The 18,572-nt window shown below is 45.0% G+C and carries 18 protein-coding genes and 2 pseudogenes; all 20 read left to right on the top strand.

The window, feature by feature from the left end; genetic code table 11:
• The first annotated feature begins 78 nt into the window (after positions 1 to 78).
• The 20 genes and pseudogenes from PI95_RS10200 (at position 79) to PI95_RS10110 (ending at position 18,568) form a co-directional block, all read left to right on the top strand.
• A complete protein-coding gene (locus PI95_RS10200; RefSeq protein WP_201280387.1) occupies positions 79 to 810 on the top strand; it encodes a lyase family protein in 732 nt (243 codons plus the stop codon).
• Positions 811 to 858: 48 nt separating this feature from the next.
• Complete coding sequence (locus PI95_RS10195) at positions 859 to 2,502, top strand: NAD-dependent malic enzyme (protein ID WP_039744293.1); 1,644 nt, start codon at positions 859 to 861, stop codon at positions 2,500 to 2,502.
• A 145-nt stretch (positions 2,503 to 2,647) separates the two neighbouring features.
• The gene (locus PI95_RS10190) at positions 2,648 to 2,839 is read left to right on the top strand and encodes an AEC family transporter (protein ID WP_163518763.1); all 192 of its coding nucleotides are present in this window, start codon (positions 2,648 to 2,650) and stop codon (positions 2,837 to 2,839) included.
• 134 nt (positions 2,840 to 2,973) lie between these two features.
• Positions 2,974 to 3,760: pseudogene (locus PI95_RS37460) on the top strand (IS5 family transposase).
• Positions 3,761 to 3,822: 62 nt separating this feature from the next.
• Positions 3,823 to 4,893 (top strand): catalase family peroxidase, encoded by a 1,071-nt coding sequence (locus PI95_RS10180; RefSeq protein ID WP_163518762.1) that lies wholly within the window; start codon positions 3,823 to 3,825, stop codon positions 4,891 to 4,893.
• 203 nt (positions 4,894 to 5,096) lie between these two features.
• Positions 5,097 to 5,933 carry a sulfite exporter TauE/SafE family protein gene (locus PI95_RS10175; protein WP_052324926.1) on the top strand — a complete coding sequence of 279 codons (837 nt, stop codon included), beginning with the start codon at positions 5,097 to 5,099 and terminating at the stop codon, positions 5,931 to 5,933.
• Position 5,934: 1 nt separating this feature from the next.
• Positions 5,935 to 6,318, top strand: coding sequence for a DUF1634 domain-containing protein (locus PI95_RS10170; RefSeq protein ID WP_039744302.1), 384 nt, complete (start codon positions 5,935 to 5,937; stop codon positions 6,316 to 6,318).
• Between the two features lie 33 nt (positions 6,319 to 6,351).
• Positions 6,352 to 6,726: a hypothetical protein gene (locus PI95_RS10165; RefSeq protein WP_039744304.1), complete on the top strand. Its 375-nt coding sequence runs from the start codon at positions 6,352 to 6,354 to the stop codon at positions 6,724 to 6,726.
• Positions 6,727 to 6,821: 95 nt separating this feature from the next.
• Positions 6,822 to 7,079 (top strand): hypothetical protein, encoded by a 258-nt coding sequence (locus PI95_RS10160; protein WP_052324927.1) that lies wholly within the window; start codon positions 6,822 to 6,824, stop codon positions 7,077 to 7,079.
• Positions 7,080 to 7,213: 134 nt separating this feature from the next.
• The gene (locus tag PI95_RS10155) at positions 7,214 to 8,149 is read left to right on the top strand and encodes a heme o synthase (RefSeq protein WP_039744404.1); all 936 of its coding nucleotides are present in this window, start codon (positions 7,214 to 7,216) and stop codon (positions 8,147 to 8,149) included.
• A 166-nt stretch (positions 8,150 to 8,315) separates the two neighbouring features.
• Positions 8,316 to 9,118 (top strand): annotated as a pseudogene (locus tag PI95_RS35820) (RNA-guided endonuclease InsQ/TnpB family protein); the annotation flags it as partial.
• Between the two features lie 6 nt (positions 9,119 to 9,124).
• Positions 9,125 to 9,556, top strand: a complete 432-nt coding sequence (locus tag PI95_RS35815; RefSeq protein ID WP_373695695.1) for an IS200/IS605 family accessory protein TnpB-related protein — start codon at positions 9,125 to 9,127, stop codon at positions 9,554 to 9,556.
• Between the two features lie 217 nt (positions 9,557 to 9,773).
• The gene (locus PI95_RS10145; RefSeq protein WP_039744306.1) at positions 9,774 to 11,228 is read left to right on the top strand and encodes an NAD(P)/FAD-dependent oxidoreductase; all 1,455 of its coding nucleotides are present in this window, start codon (positions 9,774 to 9,776) and stop codon (positions 11,226 to 11,228) included.
• A gap of 58 nt (positions 11,229 to 11,286) precedes the next feature.
• Positions 11,287 to 11,841, top strand: coding sequence for an HdeD family acid-resistance protein (locus PI95_RS10140; protein WP_052324928.1), 555 nt, complete (start codon positions 11,287 to 11,289; stop codon positions 11,839 to 11,841).
• Between the two features lie 101 nt (positions 11,842 to 11,942).
• Complete coding sequence (locus PI95_RS10135; RefSeq protein WP_039744308.1) at positions 11,943 to 12,437, top strand: DUF2231 domain-containing protein; 495 nt, start codon at positions 11,943 to 11,945, stop codon at positions 12,435 to 12,437.
• Entirely contained in the window at positions 12,434 to 13,051 is a 618-nt protein-coding gene (locus PI95_RS10130; RefSeq protein ID WP_039744310.1) for a DUF2231 domain-containing protein, read from the top strand. Before PI95_RS10135 ends, PI95_RS10130 begins: the two co-directional genes overlap by 4 nt.
• 11 nt (positions 13,052 to 13,062) lie before the next feature.
• Positions 13,063 to 13,956 carry a cytochrome c oxidase subunit II gene (locus PI95_RS10125; RefSeq protein WP_039744312.1) on the top strand — a complete coding sequence of 298 codons (894 nt, stop codon included), beginning with the start codon at positions 13,063 to 13,065 and terminating at the stop codon, positions 13,954 to 13,956.
• Positions 13,957 to 13,976: 20 nt separating this feature from the next.
• Complete coding sequence (locus tag PI95_RS10120) at positions 13,977 to 15,620, top strand: cytochrome c oxidase subunit I (protein WP_039744315.1); 1,644 nt, start codon at positions 13,977 to 13,979, stop codon at positions 15,618 to 15,620.
• Between the two features lie 228 nt (positions 15,621 to 15,848).
• Positions 15,849 to 16,394, top strand: a complete 546-nt coding sequence (locus PI95_RS10115) for a cytochrome c oxidase subunit 3 (RefSeq protein ID WP_236117015.1) — start codon at positions 15,849 to 15,851, stop codon at positions 16,392 to 16,394.
• 659 nt (positions 16,395 to 17,053) lie between these two features.
• Positions 17,054 to 18,568 carry an esterase/lipase family protein gene (locus PI95_RS10110; protein ID WP_039744317.1) on the top strand — a complete coding sequence of 505 codons (1,515 nt, stop codon included), beginning with the start codon at positions 17,054 to 17,056 and terminating at the stop codon, positions 18,566 to 18,568.
• The last annotated feature ends 4 nt before the right edge of the window (positions 18,569 to 18,572 follow it).

The following is an 18,572-nucleotide window of genomic DNA, read 5'->3' as shown; positions in this document are numbered from 1 at the left end:
AGACAAATGGGGACAGGCTTCATCAAAAATAGTCGTGGGTAATTGCGGATCTACAAAACAAGCCTGTCCCCATTTGTCGTGGGTTTTTGCAAGGGAACGGCAGTCGGGACAGGCATTAACTCAACGCCTGAGTTTGCAAAAGTTGTAGCAGCAGAAATTGCTCAGCTTACTGGACTCCCTTTCATCAGCGCTCCTAATAAATTTACAGTACAGGGTAGTCATGATGCACTAGTAATGCTAAGTGGTGCGCTGAAGACGCTGGCAACCTCTTTATACAAAATTGGTAATGATATTCGTTTATTAAGCTGTGGGCCTCGCTGCGGCTTCCACGAACTCGATATTCCTGCCAACGAACCAGGCTCATCCATCATGCCGGGAAAGGTGAATCCTACCCAGTGTGAAGCACTAGCAATGATTGCCGTACAAGTGATAGCCAACGACGTAGCAGTGACGTTTGGCGGAGCGAGTGGCTATCTGGAGATGAATGTTTATAAGCCAGTAATCATTCACAACATTATGCACTCGATTCGGATTATCAGCGATGGCTGCCACAACTTTAATCGGTTTTTGGTGGCAGGAATGCAACCCAACCAGAAGCAAATTAGTGCCTTTGTGGAGCGATCGCTGATGTTAGTGACGGCTCTCAGCCCAATTATCGGATACGACAAAGCCTCGCAAGTGGCACACTATGCCCTCGACCACGATCTGACGTTGAAGGAAGCGGCTCTGAAGCTGGGGTATGTTTCCGCTGATGAATTTGACCAAGTTGTTGATCCCGCAAAAATGGTTCGTCCCTACGTTGCAAAGTAGTCATTGAATTTGATTGGTTTAACCGAATTAGCATAAGGAGTAAAAGTAATGAACTACGAAACTATCCTGAACGGCAAGCGTGGAGTTGAACTGCTGCATGACCCATCGTTAAATAAATCCACTGCCTATACGGAGGCTGAACGGCAGGCGTTAGGGCTAGTGGGGCTAGTTCCCGACGTGACTGAATCAGAAGATCTGCAATTGCGCCGTGTGATGCAGCAGCTCGGTCATAAGAATACCGACCTCGAGCGCTATATCTATCTGATGAATTTGCTCGACCACGACGAAACCCTGTTCTACCGGACGATAATGTCAGACCCAACGCGATTTTTACCGATCGTCTACGATCCAACGATCGGGGAAGCTTGTCTCAAGTTTGGACATATCTTTCGGAGTCCCAGAGGGATGTATGTGTCGATCAAGCGTCGGGGACAGGTAAAGAAAATTCTCCAGAATTGGCCCGTTAAGGATGTGAGAGTTATTTGCGTCACAGACGGGGGGCGGATTCTTGGATTAGGCGATCTGGGTGCGAACGGCATGGGCATTTTGATCGGCAAACTGCAACTTTACACGGCAACGGCTGGAGTGCCACCGACAGGACTACTGCCCATCTACCTAGATGCTGGAACCAACAACGAGCAATACCTTCACGATCCGCTGTACTTGGGTCTGCGTAAAACACGCCCATCCACCGAGGAACTATACAGCTTCGTAGATGAATTTGTTGAAGCAGTGCAAGAAGTATTTCCTAAGTGCTGCATTCACTTTGAGGATTGGACGGGAGTTGATGCGGTACATTTGCTGGAACGCTATCGAGATAAAGTATCTTGCTACAACGATGACGTGCAGGGTACAGCAGGTATCACTCTGGCTGGTATGATCAACGCAACTAAACTCAAGGGAACACAGTTAAAGGACGAGAAGTATCTGTTCCTGGGTGCAGGTTCAGCGGCGATCGGTTTGGCGAATCTGCTCTGTACAGCGCTAGTGGCACAGGGGATGACGCTCGAAGATGCCCAGTCGCGGGTGTCTATGTTCGACATCAACGGCTTGCTGGAACCAACTCGCACCGATCTTGTGGATTTCCAGAAGCCCTACGCACACCCGCACCCGCCCACCAGAGATTTTGTAGCGGCAATCGAGAGCATTAAGCCAACGACCATCATCGGTGTCAGTACCGTGGGTGGTGCTTTTACCCAACAGGTGGTTGAAACAATGTCGCAGCTGAACGATCGCCCTGTAATTATGGCGCTGTCGAACCCGACCGAACATGCGGAATGCACGCCAGAACAGGCGTATACCTGGTCGAAGGGGAAAGCAATCTATGCGGCTGGAGTGCAGTTTCCACCCGTTCACTTCAACGGTCAAACCTTCCTGCCGGGACAAGCCAACAACTTCTACATTTTCCCAGCAGTTGGATTAGCGATTTATGCCACAGAAGCAAAGCGAGTTTCTGATGAAATGTTTATTGAAGCAGCGGCAGCGGTTGCCGATCAGGTGCCGGAAGACCTGCTGAAGCAGGGACTGATTTATCCGCCGCAGTCAAACATCCTGGAAACCGAGATTAAGACCGCAGTACGGGTGGCAAAACTGGTGTTTGACAGTGGACTGGCACGGGTCGATCGCCCTGCTGACATTGAAGCGTTTATTCGTCAGCACGTGTACAAGCCGGAGTACAAAACCCTTGCTTAAGAGAACCGATCTTGGTTCTTGGTGGTGCTGTAAAAAAGGGGCTGAAGCTGCTTGACTAAGGTTGTGCCATTGACTTGCTGATTCACAGTTGAAAACCGTCTTGCCTCAATATCCCAATCGCAAGCGCAAAGGAGATTTTTGTCAGATGTTAGACTCAATTTTTGTTGTCTTGTCGCCAATATTTTTCGTGTTGGCGATTGGATACTTTGCAGGACGAGCCAAGCAATTTGATAGCACTCAAACCAGCGGACTCAATGAACTGGTTTTAGATTACGCGCTTCCAGCCTCTTTATTTGTTGGCACCTCTAGCACTTCCCGCGATCGTCTTTTACAATAAGGAACTTTTTTCTTAGAGGATGTCTGAAAAGTAAGAAAGCCCACGTAACGGTATCCTGTCATTAGAAAAAATACTTAAGTATGACAGCGTTACCTTGGCCATGAGTCCATCTATCCTGCGTAATTTGACTTCTCTTGCAGTGGAAACTGCTATCAGGACTAATTCCAGCAGCGAAAAAAGGCGGTAGAAAACCCAGTGTTGACATGGAAGCAGTAGTGAATGCAATATGATTACATCTTGTGTGCAGGTTGTGCGTGGCGTATGCTCCCCCACGACTTCCCAAACTGGAAAACCGTTTACCATTATTTTCGACAGTGGAGAAAGGACGGGACGTGGCAACAAATCCATGAACGATTGCGCTTGTGGGTACGTGTAAGCCAAAATCGAGAACCATCTCCGCGCCTAAGCCATAATGGATAGTCAATCGGTTGAGACGGCAACAATGGTATCCCAAGAAGTCGGCTATGACTCAGGTAAGAAAATCAAGGGACGTAAGCGGCACATACTTATCGATACCTTGGGCTTGCAAGAGCGTTGTCGTGATTACTGCCGCCAACGTGAGCGAACAAGCAGGAGCCAAACAAGTTTTGTTTAAACTCGATCAAGTACGCAATAAGCCTTCGGCATGGCTTCGCTTACCGCATGGGTAGATTGATTCGGATTTGGGTTGATGGTGGCTATCGCGGTATAGGTTTTACGCACGCTTGTGATGGATGTTTATCGCTGGCTCTGGAGCGTTGTTACACGCTCTGAAGAACTATTGGTTTTGTTGTACTCCCTAAGCGTTGGCTGGTTGAGAGGACTTTTGGTTGGTTCAATTGGTGCCGCCGACTCAGTAAGGACTATGAGATTTTACCGCAAACTTCAGAGGCTTTTATTTATGTTGCAATGATTCGTTTAATGTTAAAACAGCTTGCGTAATCACGCATCACCTCCTCACAACTTTTCAGACATCCTCTTAGCGATTTTCATCGGAGAAGCAAATGCCAGATAAAAAGGTTCGCAGCAGGAGAAACTTCCTAATATCAATCAGTCAGCTTGCTGCTACGGGTTTTGTTGCGTCTGCAACCGCGACCGCAGCAGCCGCCATTGGTATGTCTGTTCGCCAATTGGAATCCTCGGAAAAGCAGACCGAGGCTACCGCAGAAAAGGTCGTGGATGCGCTTCAGGATGCCTACGGCTTACACCCTGGTCAGCGACGAAATCACACGAAAGGTGTGGGTGCCTTGGGCACGTTCATTGGTAATCCAAAAGTCAAAGAAATCTCGCGCTCTGGGCTGTTCTCTGGAGAAAAGCTTGACATCGTCGCACGCTTCTCCATCGCTGGTGGCGACCCAGTGGCATCGGACGCTGAGAAAAGCCCACGCGGGATGGCGCTCGAATTCAGACTACCCGATGGCAGCCTGCATCATATGACTATGCTCAGTACGCCGATGTTCTTTGCTGCCACACCGAAAACGTTTTTGGACAAGTTCATCGCACTGGCGATCAATCCCGCTACCGGAAAACCAGACCCAGCGAAGTTCAAGCAGTTCGAGGCTTCACACCCGGATAATGTGCTGCAAACAAAATTCTTGCAGGAGAACAATCCACCCCCAAGCTATGCTAATTCTGCATTTTACGGCATCCATGCCTTCAAGTTCATTAATGATGCGGGTAAAACGATGATCGTCAAATTCCGCTTTGTTCCCCAAGATGGCGAGAAGCAGCTTTCAAATGCACAGTTGGCATCAATGCCGCGCAACTTTCTGGAACAGGCACTCATGGAGCGCATGCGTACGGGTTCAGTGAACTGGGACATGATCGTGACGATCGGTGAGCCGGGTGACCCTGAAACCAATCCGACGCTGTTCTGGCCGAAGAACCGTCGAGAGCTGAAGGCTGGTACCTTAACACTGACATCGGCGACGCCATCTGACCTGGCTGGCAGCTATCAGATCAACTACGATCCTCTGATCGTGGCAGACGGGATCGCACCGACTGACGATCCAATTCTTCTCTTCCGATCTTCTTCCTACGCCACATCCCACACAAGGCGGATACGTGACCTGTGACGCTCGACAACAATCTGGGGATATAACGTTTACTATTTTTGCGACCTGTGGTTGACCTTCGTTAGTTCGCATTGGATAACGCTCTAGATGCCCATAAAGCGGTGGAGAAATGAACAGCACCAGCAAAACGCGATCGATGTCGGTTAACTATCTAGAACCATCAATTTCAATAGGATTTAAGTATTTCTTATGAGCGATGCTTTATGAATAATCTTGAATTCACTGCAATTATTGCCCTTGCCTCTATTTTGGCGGGCTTACTAGGTGCTTTGACTGGGCTAGGAGGAGGCGTTGTGGTTGTGCCACTCTTGACACTGGGACTGGATGTAGATATTCGTTATGCGATCGGCTCTGCTTTAGTGTCTGTGATTGCTACCTCGTCTGGAGCAGCGATCGCCTATGTCCGAGAAGGGTACAGCAATATCCGAGTTGGGATGTTTCTAGAAGTTGCCACAACCTTTGGAGCCGTGACGGGGGCGCTAATCGCGGCAAAGGCTCCTACCAGAGTGATTGCAATCATCTTCGGAGTGGTGTTGTTGGTATCCACCTATCTCAGCAATCGACCCCATCATTCACAAGCTGTCAATCTGCCGATCAATCCACTGGCAGCTCGCTTAAAGCTCGATGGCAGCTACCCAACGCCGCAGGGCGAACAGTCCTATCACATTCAACATGTTCCGGGTGGATTTGCCGTGATGCTGGTTGCAGGAGCGCTCTCTGGCTTGCTCGGCATCGGTTCTGGCGCGCTCAAGGTGCTGGCAATGGATCGGGTAATGCAACTACCGTTTAAGGTGTCTACGACCACCAGCAATTTCATGATTGGGGTGACTGCCGCTGCCAGTGCTGGCATTTATTTCAGTCGAGGATACATCGATCCGGGGTTGTGTATGCCTGTACTGCTAGGTGTATTAGTGGGCGCATGGTGCGGAGCCAAAGTGTTAGTCCGAGCAAAAGTCACTGCACTGCGGATCGTCTTTAGCATTGTCCTACTGGCGATCGGCATTCAAATGATTTATAACGGCATCACCGGAAGGATTTGACATGGCAAGAACACGTCAATGGACAGACCAGCAGGTTGAGATCGCGATTAGTATTCTTTTACGAATTGGAGTTATTCTGGCAGCAGCGATCGTGATTGTAGGCGGTATTCTCTATCTGATTCATAACGGTCATGATACTCCTCAAGGTCACATCTTTCGCGGAGAACCGGCTGACCTGCGCCAAGTACCTGGCGTTCTCCATGATGTGCTGGCACTACGAGGACGGGGCATCATCCAGCTTGGCATTCTACTGTTGATTCTAACTCCCGTTGCACGAGTTGCGTTTTCAGTGTTCGCATTTTGGCAACAACGCGATCGCCTTTATATCATCATTACGTTAATTGTGCTAGTGATTCTTATTCACGGTCTTCTGGCAACAGGATAAATTGAAAAAATTTCAACATCATAAGAGGAAACTATGAAAACACGACTGAAGCAAATTACATTACTAGGTTTGATGACTTGTGTTTTAGCTCATCTCTCCTTAAGAGCTTCGGCTGACTCTACTGCTGACTTGGTTCTCAGTTTGAAGTGCAAAGGTGGATACAACGTTAATATTTGGAAACGGCATGGTTCGGGTGAACTTCTCTACCGTTCTACTAGTCCTCAAGGCAATTTAAGTTTGGGTAAAGGAACTAAAGAGAATACAGGAGCTGCTCAAGTCTACAAGTTTAAGAATGGTAACTATAAATACCAAGTCCTTGAAGGTAAGGGAGATCACCAAGGGCAAGGAACGTTAGAGGTATTCAAGAAAGATCGCTCGATCCTGAGTAAAGTTTGTACACAAAATTGATGAAAAGCGGCGATTGAAATGCGATCGCATTTCAAGGATTTCCGAATATTTAGACCTTCTGCATCAATACGGGCGCGAATGAATTCGGTGATGACATGAAAAGAAGTTATACCTTAGGAGTTACAACATTTTTGCATCATACTCAAGCATTAGGTCAGCAAACTTCAGATCGACAAACCAACCCTCTAATTGATAAGAGTGGAGAAGATACAGTTTACATCGGTACGTTTCTGACGATCGTTGCTATTGCAGCGATTGTTGGAGTATTGAGTCGGCGGTTCGAACATGCTGTTCTTACCGCATTAGGATTAAGCTTAATAGCAATTGCCATCTTTTTTTTCATAAACCATTAGCATCCTTCACGCTCCTTAAAGTCTCTCGAACCGCCACTAATACTATTGATTTAATTCAGCCCAATTGCTGATCGCCTTATATTTTTTCAGGAGATAGATCCGTGTCAGACAAATATGAAAGAGTATTCGCTTCAATCCCTGTTTATGATGCCACGATTCATTACCAGCAAACAAGTTGGCAAGTAATTCAAAGCTACGTTCAACTCACAAAGCCTCGCATCATCTTATTGTTACTCATCACGACAACTGCTGGTATGGCAATGGCAGCAAAAGGACATATCGATCCCTGGCTGCTATCGATCGCATTAGTAAGTGGTGTTTGCGCCGCAGGAGCAGCAAATACAATGAATTGTCTCTACGATCGCGATATCGATTTTGCGATGGAACGCACCCGCCATCGTCCGCTGCCGTCGGGTCGAATCCAACCCCATCATGCCTTAATGTTTGCGATCGCGCTTGCATTGATTTCGTTTACGCTTCTAGCTGTCTTCGCTAACCTGTTGAGCGCCAGTTTAGCAATGGTAGGGATTCTCCTTTACGTACTGGTATACACCCATTGGCTAAAACGGCATCACTGTCAGAACATCGTCATTGGCGGAGCGGCAGGTGCAATTCCGCCTCTAGTTGGGTGGGCAGCAGTAACAGGCGATTTGAGTTGGGCAGCATGGTGCTTGTTTGCGATCGTGTTTCTCTGGACACCTCCTCATTTCTGGGCATTGGCAATGATGCTTCGAGATGACTATGCCAAAGTGGGCGTTCCTATGCTGCCTGTGGTTGCGGGAAATGAAACTACAACTAGACAAATTTTTGTCTACACCTTAATTCTCATTCCAGTAACTTTACTGCTTGCTTATCCGCTCCAGGCAACAAATTGGCTGTATCCCGTTGTCGCGATCGTCTTAGGTAGTATTTTTGTGCGTAAAGCCTGGTTGTTAAGACAGTCTCCCTCAAATTTGGAGTTGGCGCGATCGCTGTTTAAATACTCCATTATTTACATGATGTTGCTATCTGTTGGAATCGTAATTGGTTGTTTGCCCATTACTTGCGGAGTACTCAACAGGATTTCTTGACCATCAATCTTTAAGGCATGGATAATACAAATCTAAAATTGGATTTGAACAGAAAATGTTGAGCGCAGTCCCTACCCATACTGAAAGTTGGGTAGGGTAAGCTACACATATTACACAACCGTATTGATACCTTAAACAGTAACTTGGTAACTGAATGCATGATTAAATGTCTAGAGTCAGAAGAATGCAGTTAGTGGAGAGGCATGTCATTAACCAAAAACATAAATATTATCTCCAGATAGATGATTTATGTTTCCTGTCAAAGAATCTCTACAATGTAGCTAATTATCAGATGAGACAGGAGTTTATTCATAACTCAATCATCCTAAATTATCATCAAGTACAAAAGTTACTTCAAGGTCAAGTAGACTACAAAGCTTTACCAGCAAAAGTAAGTCAACAAGTTTTAATGATACTAGATAAAAACTGGAAATCGTTCTGGGAATCTTTGAAAGCTTTTCATTCAGAGCCGGAGAAGTTCTTCGGTAGACCAAAGTTACCGAAGTACAAACATAAATTAGAAGGAAGAAATATTCTAGTCTATACAATTCAAGCAATTAGTAAAACAGCGCTAGTAAAAAGAGGTGTTGTCAAACTTTCTCAAACTAATATTGAACTGAAGACCGCAGTACCTTATGAACAGTTAGCTCAAGTAAGAGTAGTTCCAAAACTGAATCATTATGTGGTTGAAGTAGTTTACAACACAGAAATTCAAGCGGAAGGTTTGGATGAAAGTAGAGTAGCAGGTCTAGATTTAGGAGTAACTAACTTAGCAACAATTACTTCAAATATCAAAGGATTCTCACCATTTATTGTCAATGGTAAACCACTGAAAGCAATCAACCAATTCTTCAATAAGAAGAAATCCGAACTGCAATCAATATCAAGAAAGGAACGACAAAAAGAATCCAGAAGCTTGGCAAGAAACGCAACTTTAAGGTTGATGATTATTTACATAAAGCTAGTCGATTCTTAATTAACGAACTGGTAGAGAATAACATTGGCACGTTAATTATTGGTAAAAATGATACATGGAAACAAGAATCAAACATCGGCAAGAGAAACAATCAAAACTTCGTACAGATTCCTCATGACAGATTTATTCACCAACTTAAATATAAAGCTGCGCTTGTCGGAATTAAAGTTCTTCTTACTGAAGAATCCTACACAAGTAGAGCCAGCTTTCTAGATTTAGATACAATCCCAACTTATAAAAAAGGAGTCCAACATACCTTTAGTGGTAAGCGGATTCAAAGGGGAATGTACAGAAGTAAATCTGGAAGATTGATTAATGCTGACTGCAATGGTTCATATAACATAATCAGAAAAGCAATTCCAAATGCTTTTGCAAATGGAATAGAGGGTGCCGTAGTTCATCCAGTAAGGTTAAACTTACAAACTAATTAAGTGGAATACTTGTCCATGAAATTAGCAACTATAAGTTCCTGCTTAACTATACAAACTTGAATGGTCAGAAATATGATGCCGTTGTATATTCGATCCATGTTCAAACAATTTGCTAGAACCAGAGACATTCAAATTTTTGGATTGAACGCGACAAGGGGGCTATATTGTTAACCCATTCATTAGATTGTTCGCTGTCCTTTATCTTCCCTTTCCGAAAATGAATTCCTCGAATCGCCCTACAATTATAGTTGGAGCAGGTTTTACAGGTCTTTTTACGGCTTTACATCTGCGTCATCAGCACGATCTGCGATCGCTCGTTCTAATTGACCCGCAGGAGCGGTTTGTCTTCAAGCCGATGTTGTATGAGCTACTGACGGGTGAATTGTCAGAAGATGCCGTCTGTCCGACTTATAAAGAATTGCTGCAAGGCAGCGATATCGACTTTGTGCAGGATAAGGTAACGGCGATCAACCTGCAAGCAAAACGTCTTGATTTAGCTTCTGGCTTAGACTACACTTACAACCACCTTGTCTTAGCAGTTGGCAGCGTTCAGGGCTATCTAGGAACGGAAGGCGCACAAGAAAATGCCTTTGCATTTCGGACGCGAGAGAATGCGATCGCATTGGAACGACAGTTACGAGATTGTTTGCAGCGTGCCAGCCAGACGAGCGACGAACAGCAAAGGCGATCGCTCCTAACCTTTGCCGTCGTGGGGGCAGGTCCAACCGGTGTAGAAATGGCGGCAACGCTCGCAGATTTGTTACCTTACTGGTATGCCCAACTGGGCGGCAATATTCATGAGATTCGCATTGTTTTAATCAATCACGGCAAGACAATTCTCTCAGGGGATGTTAACGCGGGTTTACAGAATGTGGCTCTTCACGCTTTCAAAACTCGAACAGTGCCCGTTGAAACGATCTTAGGCGTAGGAGTGAAAGCCGTTGATGCAGATCGCCTGGACTATCAGCCTGCTAACAGTACCGAAACCAAAACTCTATTGACCCAGACTACCATCTGGACGGCGGGTACTGCCTCGAACCCACTCATCCAAAGCCTTAAGTCTCAGATTTCGACAGCCCATTTAGATAAGCATGGTTTACCATTAGTAACCCCAACCCTGCAACTGTTGGATTTTCCAGAAGTGTTTGCCGCAGGCGACTGCGCGGACGTACAAGAGAAGCAACAACCTGCTTTAGCACAAGTAGCGTATCAACAAGGTGCAAACATTGCTCGCAATCTGATTGCACTTGCTGAGGGAAAATCGCCCAGCCCAGCCCATGTAAATCTTCGCGGTACCCTAATGAAATTGGGTTTAGGCTATGGTGTGGCTAATTTATTTGACAAAGTAAAGGTTACTGGTAAACCTGGCGATCTCATCCGCAATGCAACTTATTTGGAAATGCTGCCCACCCCTCTACATGACTTTAAGGCGACCACTGAATGGCTCAAAGAAGAAATATTTCATCATTACCACCGACCCAAGTCGGAATCGGAAACCACCGCTAAACAGCCTCTATCTCCTGTTGAGCGACGCGATCACTCGCTAGTAAAAGCATTGGCGGTTCTGGCTCCGATCGCCTTTTTGATTGCCGCCTATTTTGGCTTACGAACGCCACCCTCTGAACAACACAGGCAACCGCAGACGAATCCACCTACACAATCAACCCCATAGTTCTATAGCCAAGAGACTATTATACTACTGCCGCCTTAATTTAACTAGGGAGAGCAACATGAGAGCCACTGAATCTGAAACGAGAGAACAAACGATTAACTCTAGATGGTTAACGACGATCGCGATCCTCATGATTATTTTAGGAATAATTGCGACCGTATTTCCCTTTTTTGCCACGATTACTTCGACCTTATTGTTTGGCTGGATCTTCATCTTTGCCGGAATTGCTCAAATCGTTTATGCCTTTCAATCTAAAGGAGCGGGTCAAGTCGCCTGGAAGCTCATTCTAGGACTTTTGTATCTTCTAGCTGGAATTTTTGTCTTAACCGATCCGCTGCAAGGGGCACTTGCCTTCACATTAGTCTTGGGCGTTACCATTTTTGTGCAAGGCATCATTCAGGTCTCACTTGCGTTTCAAATGCGCCGAGCTTCACCAAACTGGGGTTGGATGCTCGTCAGCGGCATCATAGGGATTATTTTCGGGATTTTCATCTGGTCTAGCTTTCCGTTTAGTGCAGTTTGGCTGATTGGTACTTGGGTCGGAATCAATCTGTTTTTCGATGGGATGTGGATGCTAACGCTACATTCTGAACAGCCCCGTACTCTGCTTTAGCGATCGTCAGCCCCTGATCGCGTTGCAGTTTTGCTTGTAGGGTACGGTACAACCCTACCTTAACTCAATTAATCTCATAGTTCTATTCATAGGAGAACGTGATGCCTCTGCTGCCGTTGAATGACCAGAATCTCCCCTATCCCGATACCATCCATCCAATCGTCGTTCACTTTGTAATTGCGATGGTATTTTTCGCCTACTTCTGTGATGTTGCTGGATATCTCAGCCGCAACCATCGGATGTTTGAGGTAAGTTGGTGGAATTTAGTTGTTGCGTCCGTTGCTGTTTTTGTTGCGGTGATTTTTGGTGAATTTGAAGCAGGACTGGCACAACCTTATGCGGCTGCCCAACCTGCCTTAGATTGGCACACAGTGAATGGCTGGTCAATTTCAGCCATTTTGGTTGCCATTACTGCATGGCGCGGCATCATTCGAGTGCGCGATCCGTTAAAGATACCTGTGTTTTACCTGGGTGCAGCGACGTTTTTGATGTGTCTCGTCTGTTTGCAAATTTATCTTGGTGATTTGATTGATTGGGTCTATGGGCTGCACACCGTGCCTGTCGTCGAAGCCGCAAAACAAGGACTCCTAAAATGAATCCACAATTAATTGACCAGTTAAAGCAATTGGGAATTGAATTGGGGGCTAATGGACTACCCTACCGATTTCCACTGCATCCTAATTTTGTACATCTGACGTTAGGTTTATTTATCATTGCGATCGCCTTCGATTTCGCTGGTACGTTATTTCCGTTAGAACGACCAATTCTGAAGTTTTTCTCAATGCCAGTCAGTCGGTCTAACTTTTTTGATGTGTCCTGGTACAACATTGTAGCAGCATCTGCGATTTCGTTTTTTACTGTGGCAGCAGGCTTTTTTGAGATCCTGCTGGCAGATCCCCCCACGAATATGAAAAGTGATTGGGGATTGGGTGCGGGTACTACCATGTTGTTACATGGCGTTGGTGGAGTGCTATTGCTGACTCTGATTGTAGCAATGACAATTTGGCGAGGCTACCAACGCTTTCGCTGGCGCAAGAACGAGCCTCGACAGGTGCAGTGGAGCTATCTACTTGCAGGAATTTTCATTCTAGGTTTTATGTTTGTTCACGGGACGTTGGGGGCGCAATTAGGAGCCGAATTTGGCGTGCATGGTACGGCTGCTGGTTTGATTCGGCAAGGTGAAAATCCCAATCAAGTTCTCCAACCCTAAATGCGATTATTATGCGAAACTTTAACATTGCGCTACTAGCTATTTTTGTAGGAGCGATCGTTCTTGCCAGCCACGCACTAGGACAACAAGCTTATAATTGGCTACCAATCGCGGCAACAACAGAAGCCGAACTCGTCGGTCATTTGTTTAGCTTCCTAGTCACACTCGGAACAATTGTTTTTCTGGGTGTGATGGGAATGCTGCTCTATTCAATTCTATTTTACCGAGCCACTAACAGCGATACGAGTGATGCACCAGCCATTCGCGGTAATTTGAAGCTGGAGATTACTTGGACGGTGATTCCAATTTTGCTAGTAATCTGGATTGCCAGCTACAGTTACAACATTTACCAGCGCATGAGCATTCTTGGTTCCTTGCCACTGGTTCATCTACACCTCTTGGAAGCTCCCGCCTATGCTGAAACGGGCAGTAGCGATATGCAGCCTACCGAACAGATTGAGGTAGTTGTGAAACAATGGTCTTGGTCGTTCCGCTATCCCAGCCAAAATGTTACCAGCACCGAGTTACATCTTCCAATCAATCGGCGAGTTCACCTGATGTTGCAGTCTAAAGATGTAGTGCATGGCTTCTATGTACCCAACTTCCGAATTAAGCAAGACATTATCCCGAACCAGACAATCCCATTGAGATTTACCCCCAATCGCATTGGTAAGTATCAACTGCATGACTCTCAATTTAGCGGCACTTATTTTGCCCTAATGACAGCCGATGTTTATGTTGATTCTCCTGAAACTTACAACCAGTGGTTAGCCGAAGCAGCCACCCGTCCGCCTGTTCCAGCAGTAAATCCTGCAAAATCCGAGCATAGTCAACCACCCAAAACACCCCTGCGAAGTAAGTGGCACACCGTTTCACCTGCTCAACCACCCATTGTAAATAAATAATAATCTCAAAAAGGTAATAAATGACAAATATTTTCATTAAAAGTGCTAGCGAACCCGAACAGACCAACTGGAAACGCTACTTTAGCTTTAGTACTGACCATAAGGTAATTGGCGTTCAATATCTAGTTACAGCATTTATCTTCTTCCTGATTGGCGGTTTGTTCGCCATGATTGTTCGTGCCGAACTGCTTACCCCGCAATTAGATGTCGTCGATCGCTCCCTTTACAATGGGCTATTCACGATGCACGGTACGATTATGATCTTTCTGTGGATCTTTCCTGCAAATGTGGGATTGGCGAACTATCTGATTCCTCTGATGATTGGAGCGCGAGAGACAGCATTTCCTGTGCTGAATGCGATCGCCTTTTGGTTAATTCCAGTTGTAGGAATCTTGCTGTTGTTCAGCTTCTTCTTACCCAGTGGCACGGCTCAGGCAGGTTGGTGGTCTTATCCTCCAGTGAGCATCCAAAATCCGTCCGGTCACTTGATTAACGGAGAGTTCATCTGGTTGCTGGCAGTAGCAATCTCTGGAGTATCGTCGATTATGGGCGGTGTAAATTTGGTCACGACCATTTTCCGAATGCGAGCGCCAGGAATGACATTTTTGCGGATGCCAGTTTATGTCTGGACAACGCTCAGTGCCCAATTGCTGCAATTGTTTTGCTTGCCTGCCCTCACGGGTGCAGCCATTATGCTACTCTTCGATCTCTCCTTTGGTACAGACTTTTTCAGTCCCTTCAAGCAGGGCGATCCGGTAATCTACCAGCACTTGTTTTGGTTTTACTCTCATCCCGCCGTGTATGTCATGGCATTGCCTGCTTTTGGAGTTTTCTCAGAAGTCATTCCTGCCTTTGCCCGTAAACCACTGTTTGGTTATAAAACTGTCGCCATTTCCTCCCTACTCATTAGTGTAATTAGTACGCTTGTCTGGGTACATCATATGTTTGCCAGTGCTACTCCCAACTGGATGCGAATCTTGTTTATGGCAACATCGATGCTGGTAGCAGTACCAACGGGAATCAAAGTGTTTGCTTGGACTGCAACTGTTTGGCGGGGCAAGCTGCATTTCAAGACCCCAATGCTGTTTGCTTTAGGTGGTGTAGCAATGTTTTTGTTTGCGGGCATTAGTGGAGTGATGCTGGCTTCAGTACCCTTTGATATTCACGTCAACAATACTTACTTTATCGTCGGGCATTTTCACTACGTGGTCTTTAACACTGTCACGATGGCAATCTATGCTGGAATCTACTACTGGTTTCCTAAAATCACGGGACGCATGTATTCCGAAGGATGGGGCAAGTTACACTTCTGGCTGACCTTTATTGGCGCAAATCTCAACTTCTTTCCGATGCACCCGCTCGGCTTACAGGGAATGGTGCGCCGTATCTCCTCCTACGATCCGCAGTACACCGCATGGAATGTAGTTGCTAGCTTGGGAGCTTTTCTATTGGGCATGTCTACCTTACCCTTTATTGCTAATATCGTCAGTTCTTGGTTGCAGGGGCGCAAAGCACCTAATAATCCTTGGAATGCGACTGGATTAGAGTGGACAACCTCCTCACCGCCACCCATCGAAAACTTTGAAGAGATCCCGATTGTGACTTCAGAACCCTACGGTTACGGAGAATCTCATCGATTGGCTGCCGATTCTTCGTCTATCTAGATTTCGGGCGTTGCTGATTGAAGATATGAATTTGTCTCACGCATAGACACGAAGTGGCTTCCCGCAGGGTAGGCGCAAAGGCGCAAAGGTACAAAGAAAAGGAAAGGTATTTTCGGCATTTGATATTTTGATTTAGCAACGCCAGATTTCGTTATCATTTCACGTCAGGAGTCAGTGATGGAAAGCCCGATCGATTCAAGAAATTCGCCTCCAAAGAACCTCAATTCTATGCCTAAGCAAGATAACCTTGCCTTCGGCTTTCCCGTGTTTCTTCTATCGGAAAGCGTTATTTTTGTCAGCTTTTTTGTAACTTATGCCCTACTCCGTTGGAAAAACCCAAATTGGTTTCCCCTCGGTGTTTCTGGGCTAGATATACCCAGAGCAGCGATAAACACAGTTATTTTGGTTGCCAGTAGTGGTGTAATTTATTTTGCAGAACGCGCACTCGATCGCCATCAACTAATTAAATTTCGTCGTCTGTGGCTACTGACTGCTGCAATGGGTGCGGTCTTTCTGATTGGGCAGGTACTCGAATGGCGCAATATGCCCTTTGGTCTTGATGCTGGGTTAGCAGGGGCAACTTTTTATCTACTGACTGGCTTTCACGGAATGCACGTTTTCACTGGCGTGGTCTTGCTGCTATATATGTATTTTCGCTCCCTAGTTCCTGGTAATTACAATGCCGGACACCAGGGCGTGAGTGCAGTCTCCTTGTTCTGGCACTTTGTCGATCTTATCTGGATTATCTTGTTTTTATTGCTCTACGTTTGGTAGGTATTGTGCTGCCGCAAATACAATCTGCTTGAATCGGATAGATAAGAGGAGTCAAGAACAATGGTTAAACGCAAGCCTAAAAATTTAGTTCAAAAACTGTTGTACATTACCTAATTATTTGTCCAATTAACAAAATCTTGTCACAAAATAGATAAATAGCTCAAAGCCTGTCTTAACAAAGGTTATGGCAGGTTTTTAATTGCTCAATTCTCACAACCTTATTTTGGCTATCTTAACAAATTAGATGTCCAATTCCTGAAATTTCACAATTTAACTCGCCTAGCAATAAAAACCCGTGATGGCAAGGATTTATCCGTAGATTACAGTAACCATGTTGGTTCCAGCTTTGTGGGTAGATGGTTGGTGTCAGAGGTGTTTTATGACATTTGGGGGAATGGTGAAGTGGCAGAAGATTTATTTTTTTAGGTTTTCAATTTTTTCCGAAAAATAGCCAGTTCCTCATGTATTTGAGCTATGGCTTATATACAACAGTATAATTACACAATTACTCCCGCAATTACTCTTGGTATTTTGCTCACAAGCTCATACGAGCCTGACTGCGAATATCCAAGCGATGGAAATTACTTACCAAAAACTTCAATCCCTGTTACCAGTGTTACACAATTGAGGCAAACCCTTAATCAGGAGTGCAAGAGTAAATGCAAAGAAACGAAATGAAAGATATGGTAGTGTTAGTGCCTGGAATCATGGGCAGTGTACTACAAATACAAAATTCAGAAGGTTCAAAAGATATCTGGAATCTATCATCCCAAGCAGCCACCCAAGCAGCCACCGATTTATTTGACTATTTTGTTAAGGCTGTAATTGAGCGAGAGCCAAGGCAATTTCTTGAAACACTAATAATAGACAAAGACGATCTAGAAAAAGATTACTTGGATGACGGTATCAAAGCGACAGGTTTAATCAAGAAGCCAGCCATAGTTCCCGAATTTTTCAAGATATTTGATGGTTACTCTTATATTTCGCAAAAACTCACTCAAAACTTTGATTTAAATCCTGGCGAGAACTATTTTGAGTTTGCCTATGACTGGCGACGGGATAATAGGGTTGCTGCTAGGTTGTTAAAAAAGCTGATTGACGAAAAATTACTGATATGGCAAAAGACGCATCCTGAAGCTAAGGTGATTATCATTGCTCATAGTATGGGGGGCTTAGTTTCTCGTTATTATTTGGAACATTTAGACGGTGCAGAACATTGCACAGCTCTAATTACTTTGGGGACTCCCTATCGTGGTTCTGTGAAAGCATTAGACTTTTTGGCTAATGGCTTCCAAAAAAAGCCACTGCCAGACTTGACGGATGTATTGCGTTCTTTCACTTCTATATATCAATTGTTGCCAATGTATCCGGTAGTGAATGTTGATAAAAATTGGCTATATGTAAAGGATACTAATATACCTCATGTAAATATAAACCGAGCAAAAGAGGCACAGGAGTTTCTTGAACTAATTAATTTACCCAAAAATCTTAGGAACAGTAGTTTGTATATATGCCAACAAATAATCGGTATAGGACAAAATAGCACGTTTCAATCTGGAATACTATCCAATGACAGATTAAAACCATGTAATAAAACACTGCCACCAAATCCAAAAACTCAACAACCGCTTCAAGCTAGTTATGCAACTGGCGATAATACCGTACCTAAGTTTTCTGCAATCCCAGTTGATTTGGATCGCAAGCTACAAGATGTAAGTTTTGTTGAGACTCATGGTGCGCTGCAAAGTAATGTCCAGGTATGGAAATCACTGGAAGAAAAATTAATACAGCTACAAGGTCATACAAGCGACTATTGTGCGCCTGAAAATGATCAGTCTCTGAAGCCAACCGCAGGTATTAATCTCACCGTTGATGACTTGTATCTCCGTGATGAAGAAGTCATATTGGGTGCAGAAATCATAAATATTGATTCTGATATTTTGAAAAAGAAACAAAACTTTGGTGGTTTAAGCGCGATTATTACACCAGTCAATGCAAACGAAGAACAAGAGGAGCTAGAAGTAGACTTGGAGCAGAAGCAAGATAACCAATACCAGTTGCCTCCACAACCTAATAAGCTTGCGCCAGGATTGTACAAGTTGCAAGTACAAACAAACTGGGTGGACACAGAAGCTCCAAAGGCTGTGCATGATTTATTCATAATTACTGAATGAGAAT

The organism is Hassallia byssoidea VB512170, assembly GCF_000817785.2.
Lineage (GTDB): Bacteria > Cyanobacteriota > Cyanobacteriia > Cyanobacteriales > Nostocaceae > Hassallia > Hassallia carrinoi.
This window is presented reverse-complemented; position numbering and strand designations above follow the sequence as displayed.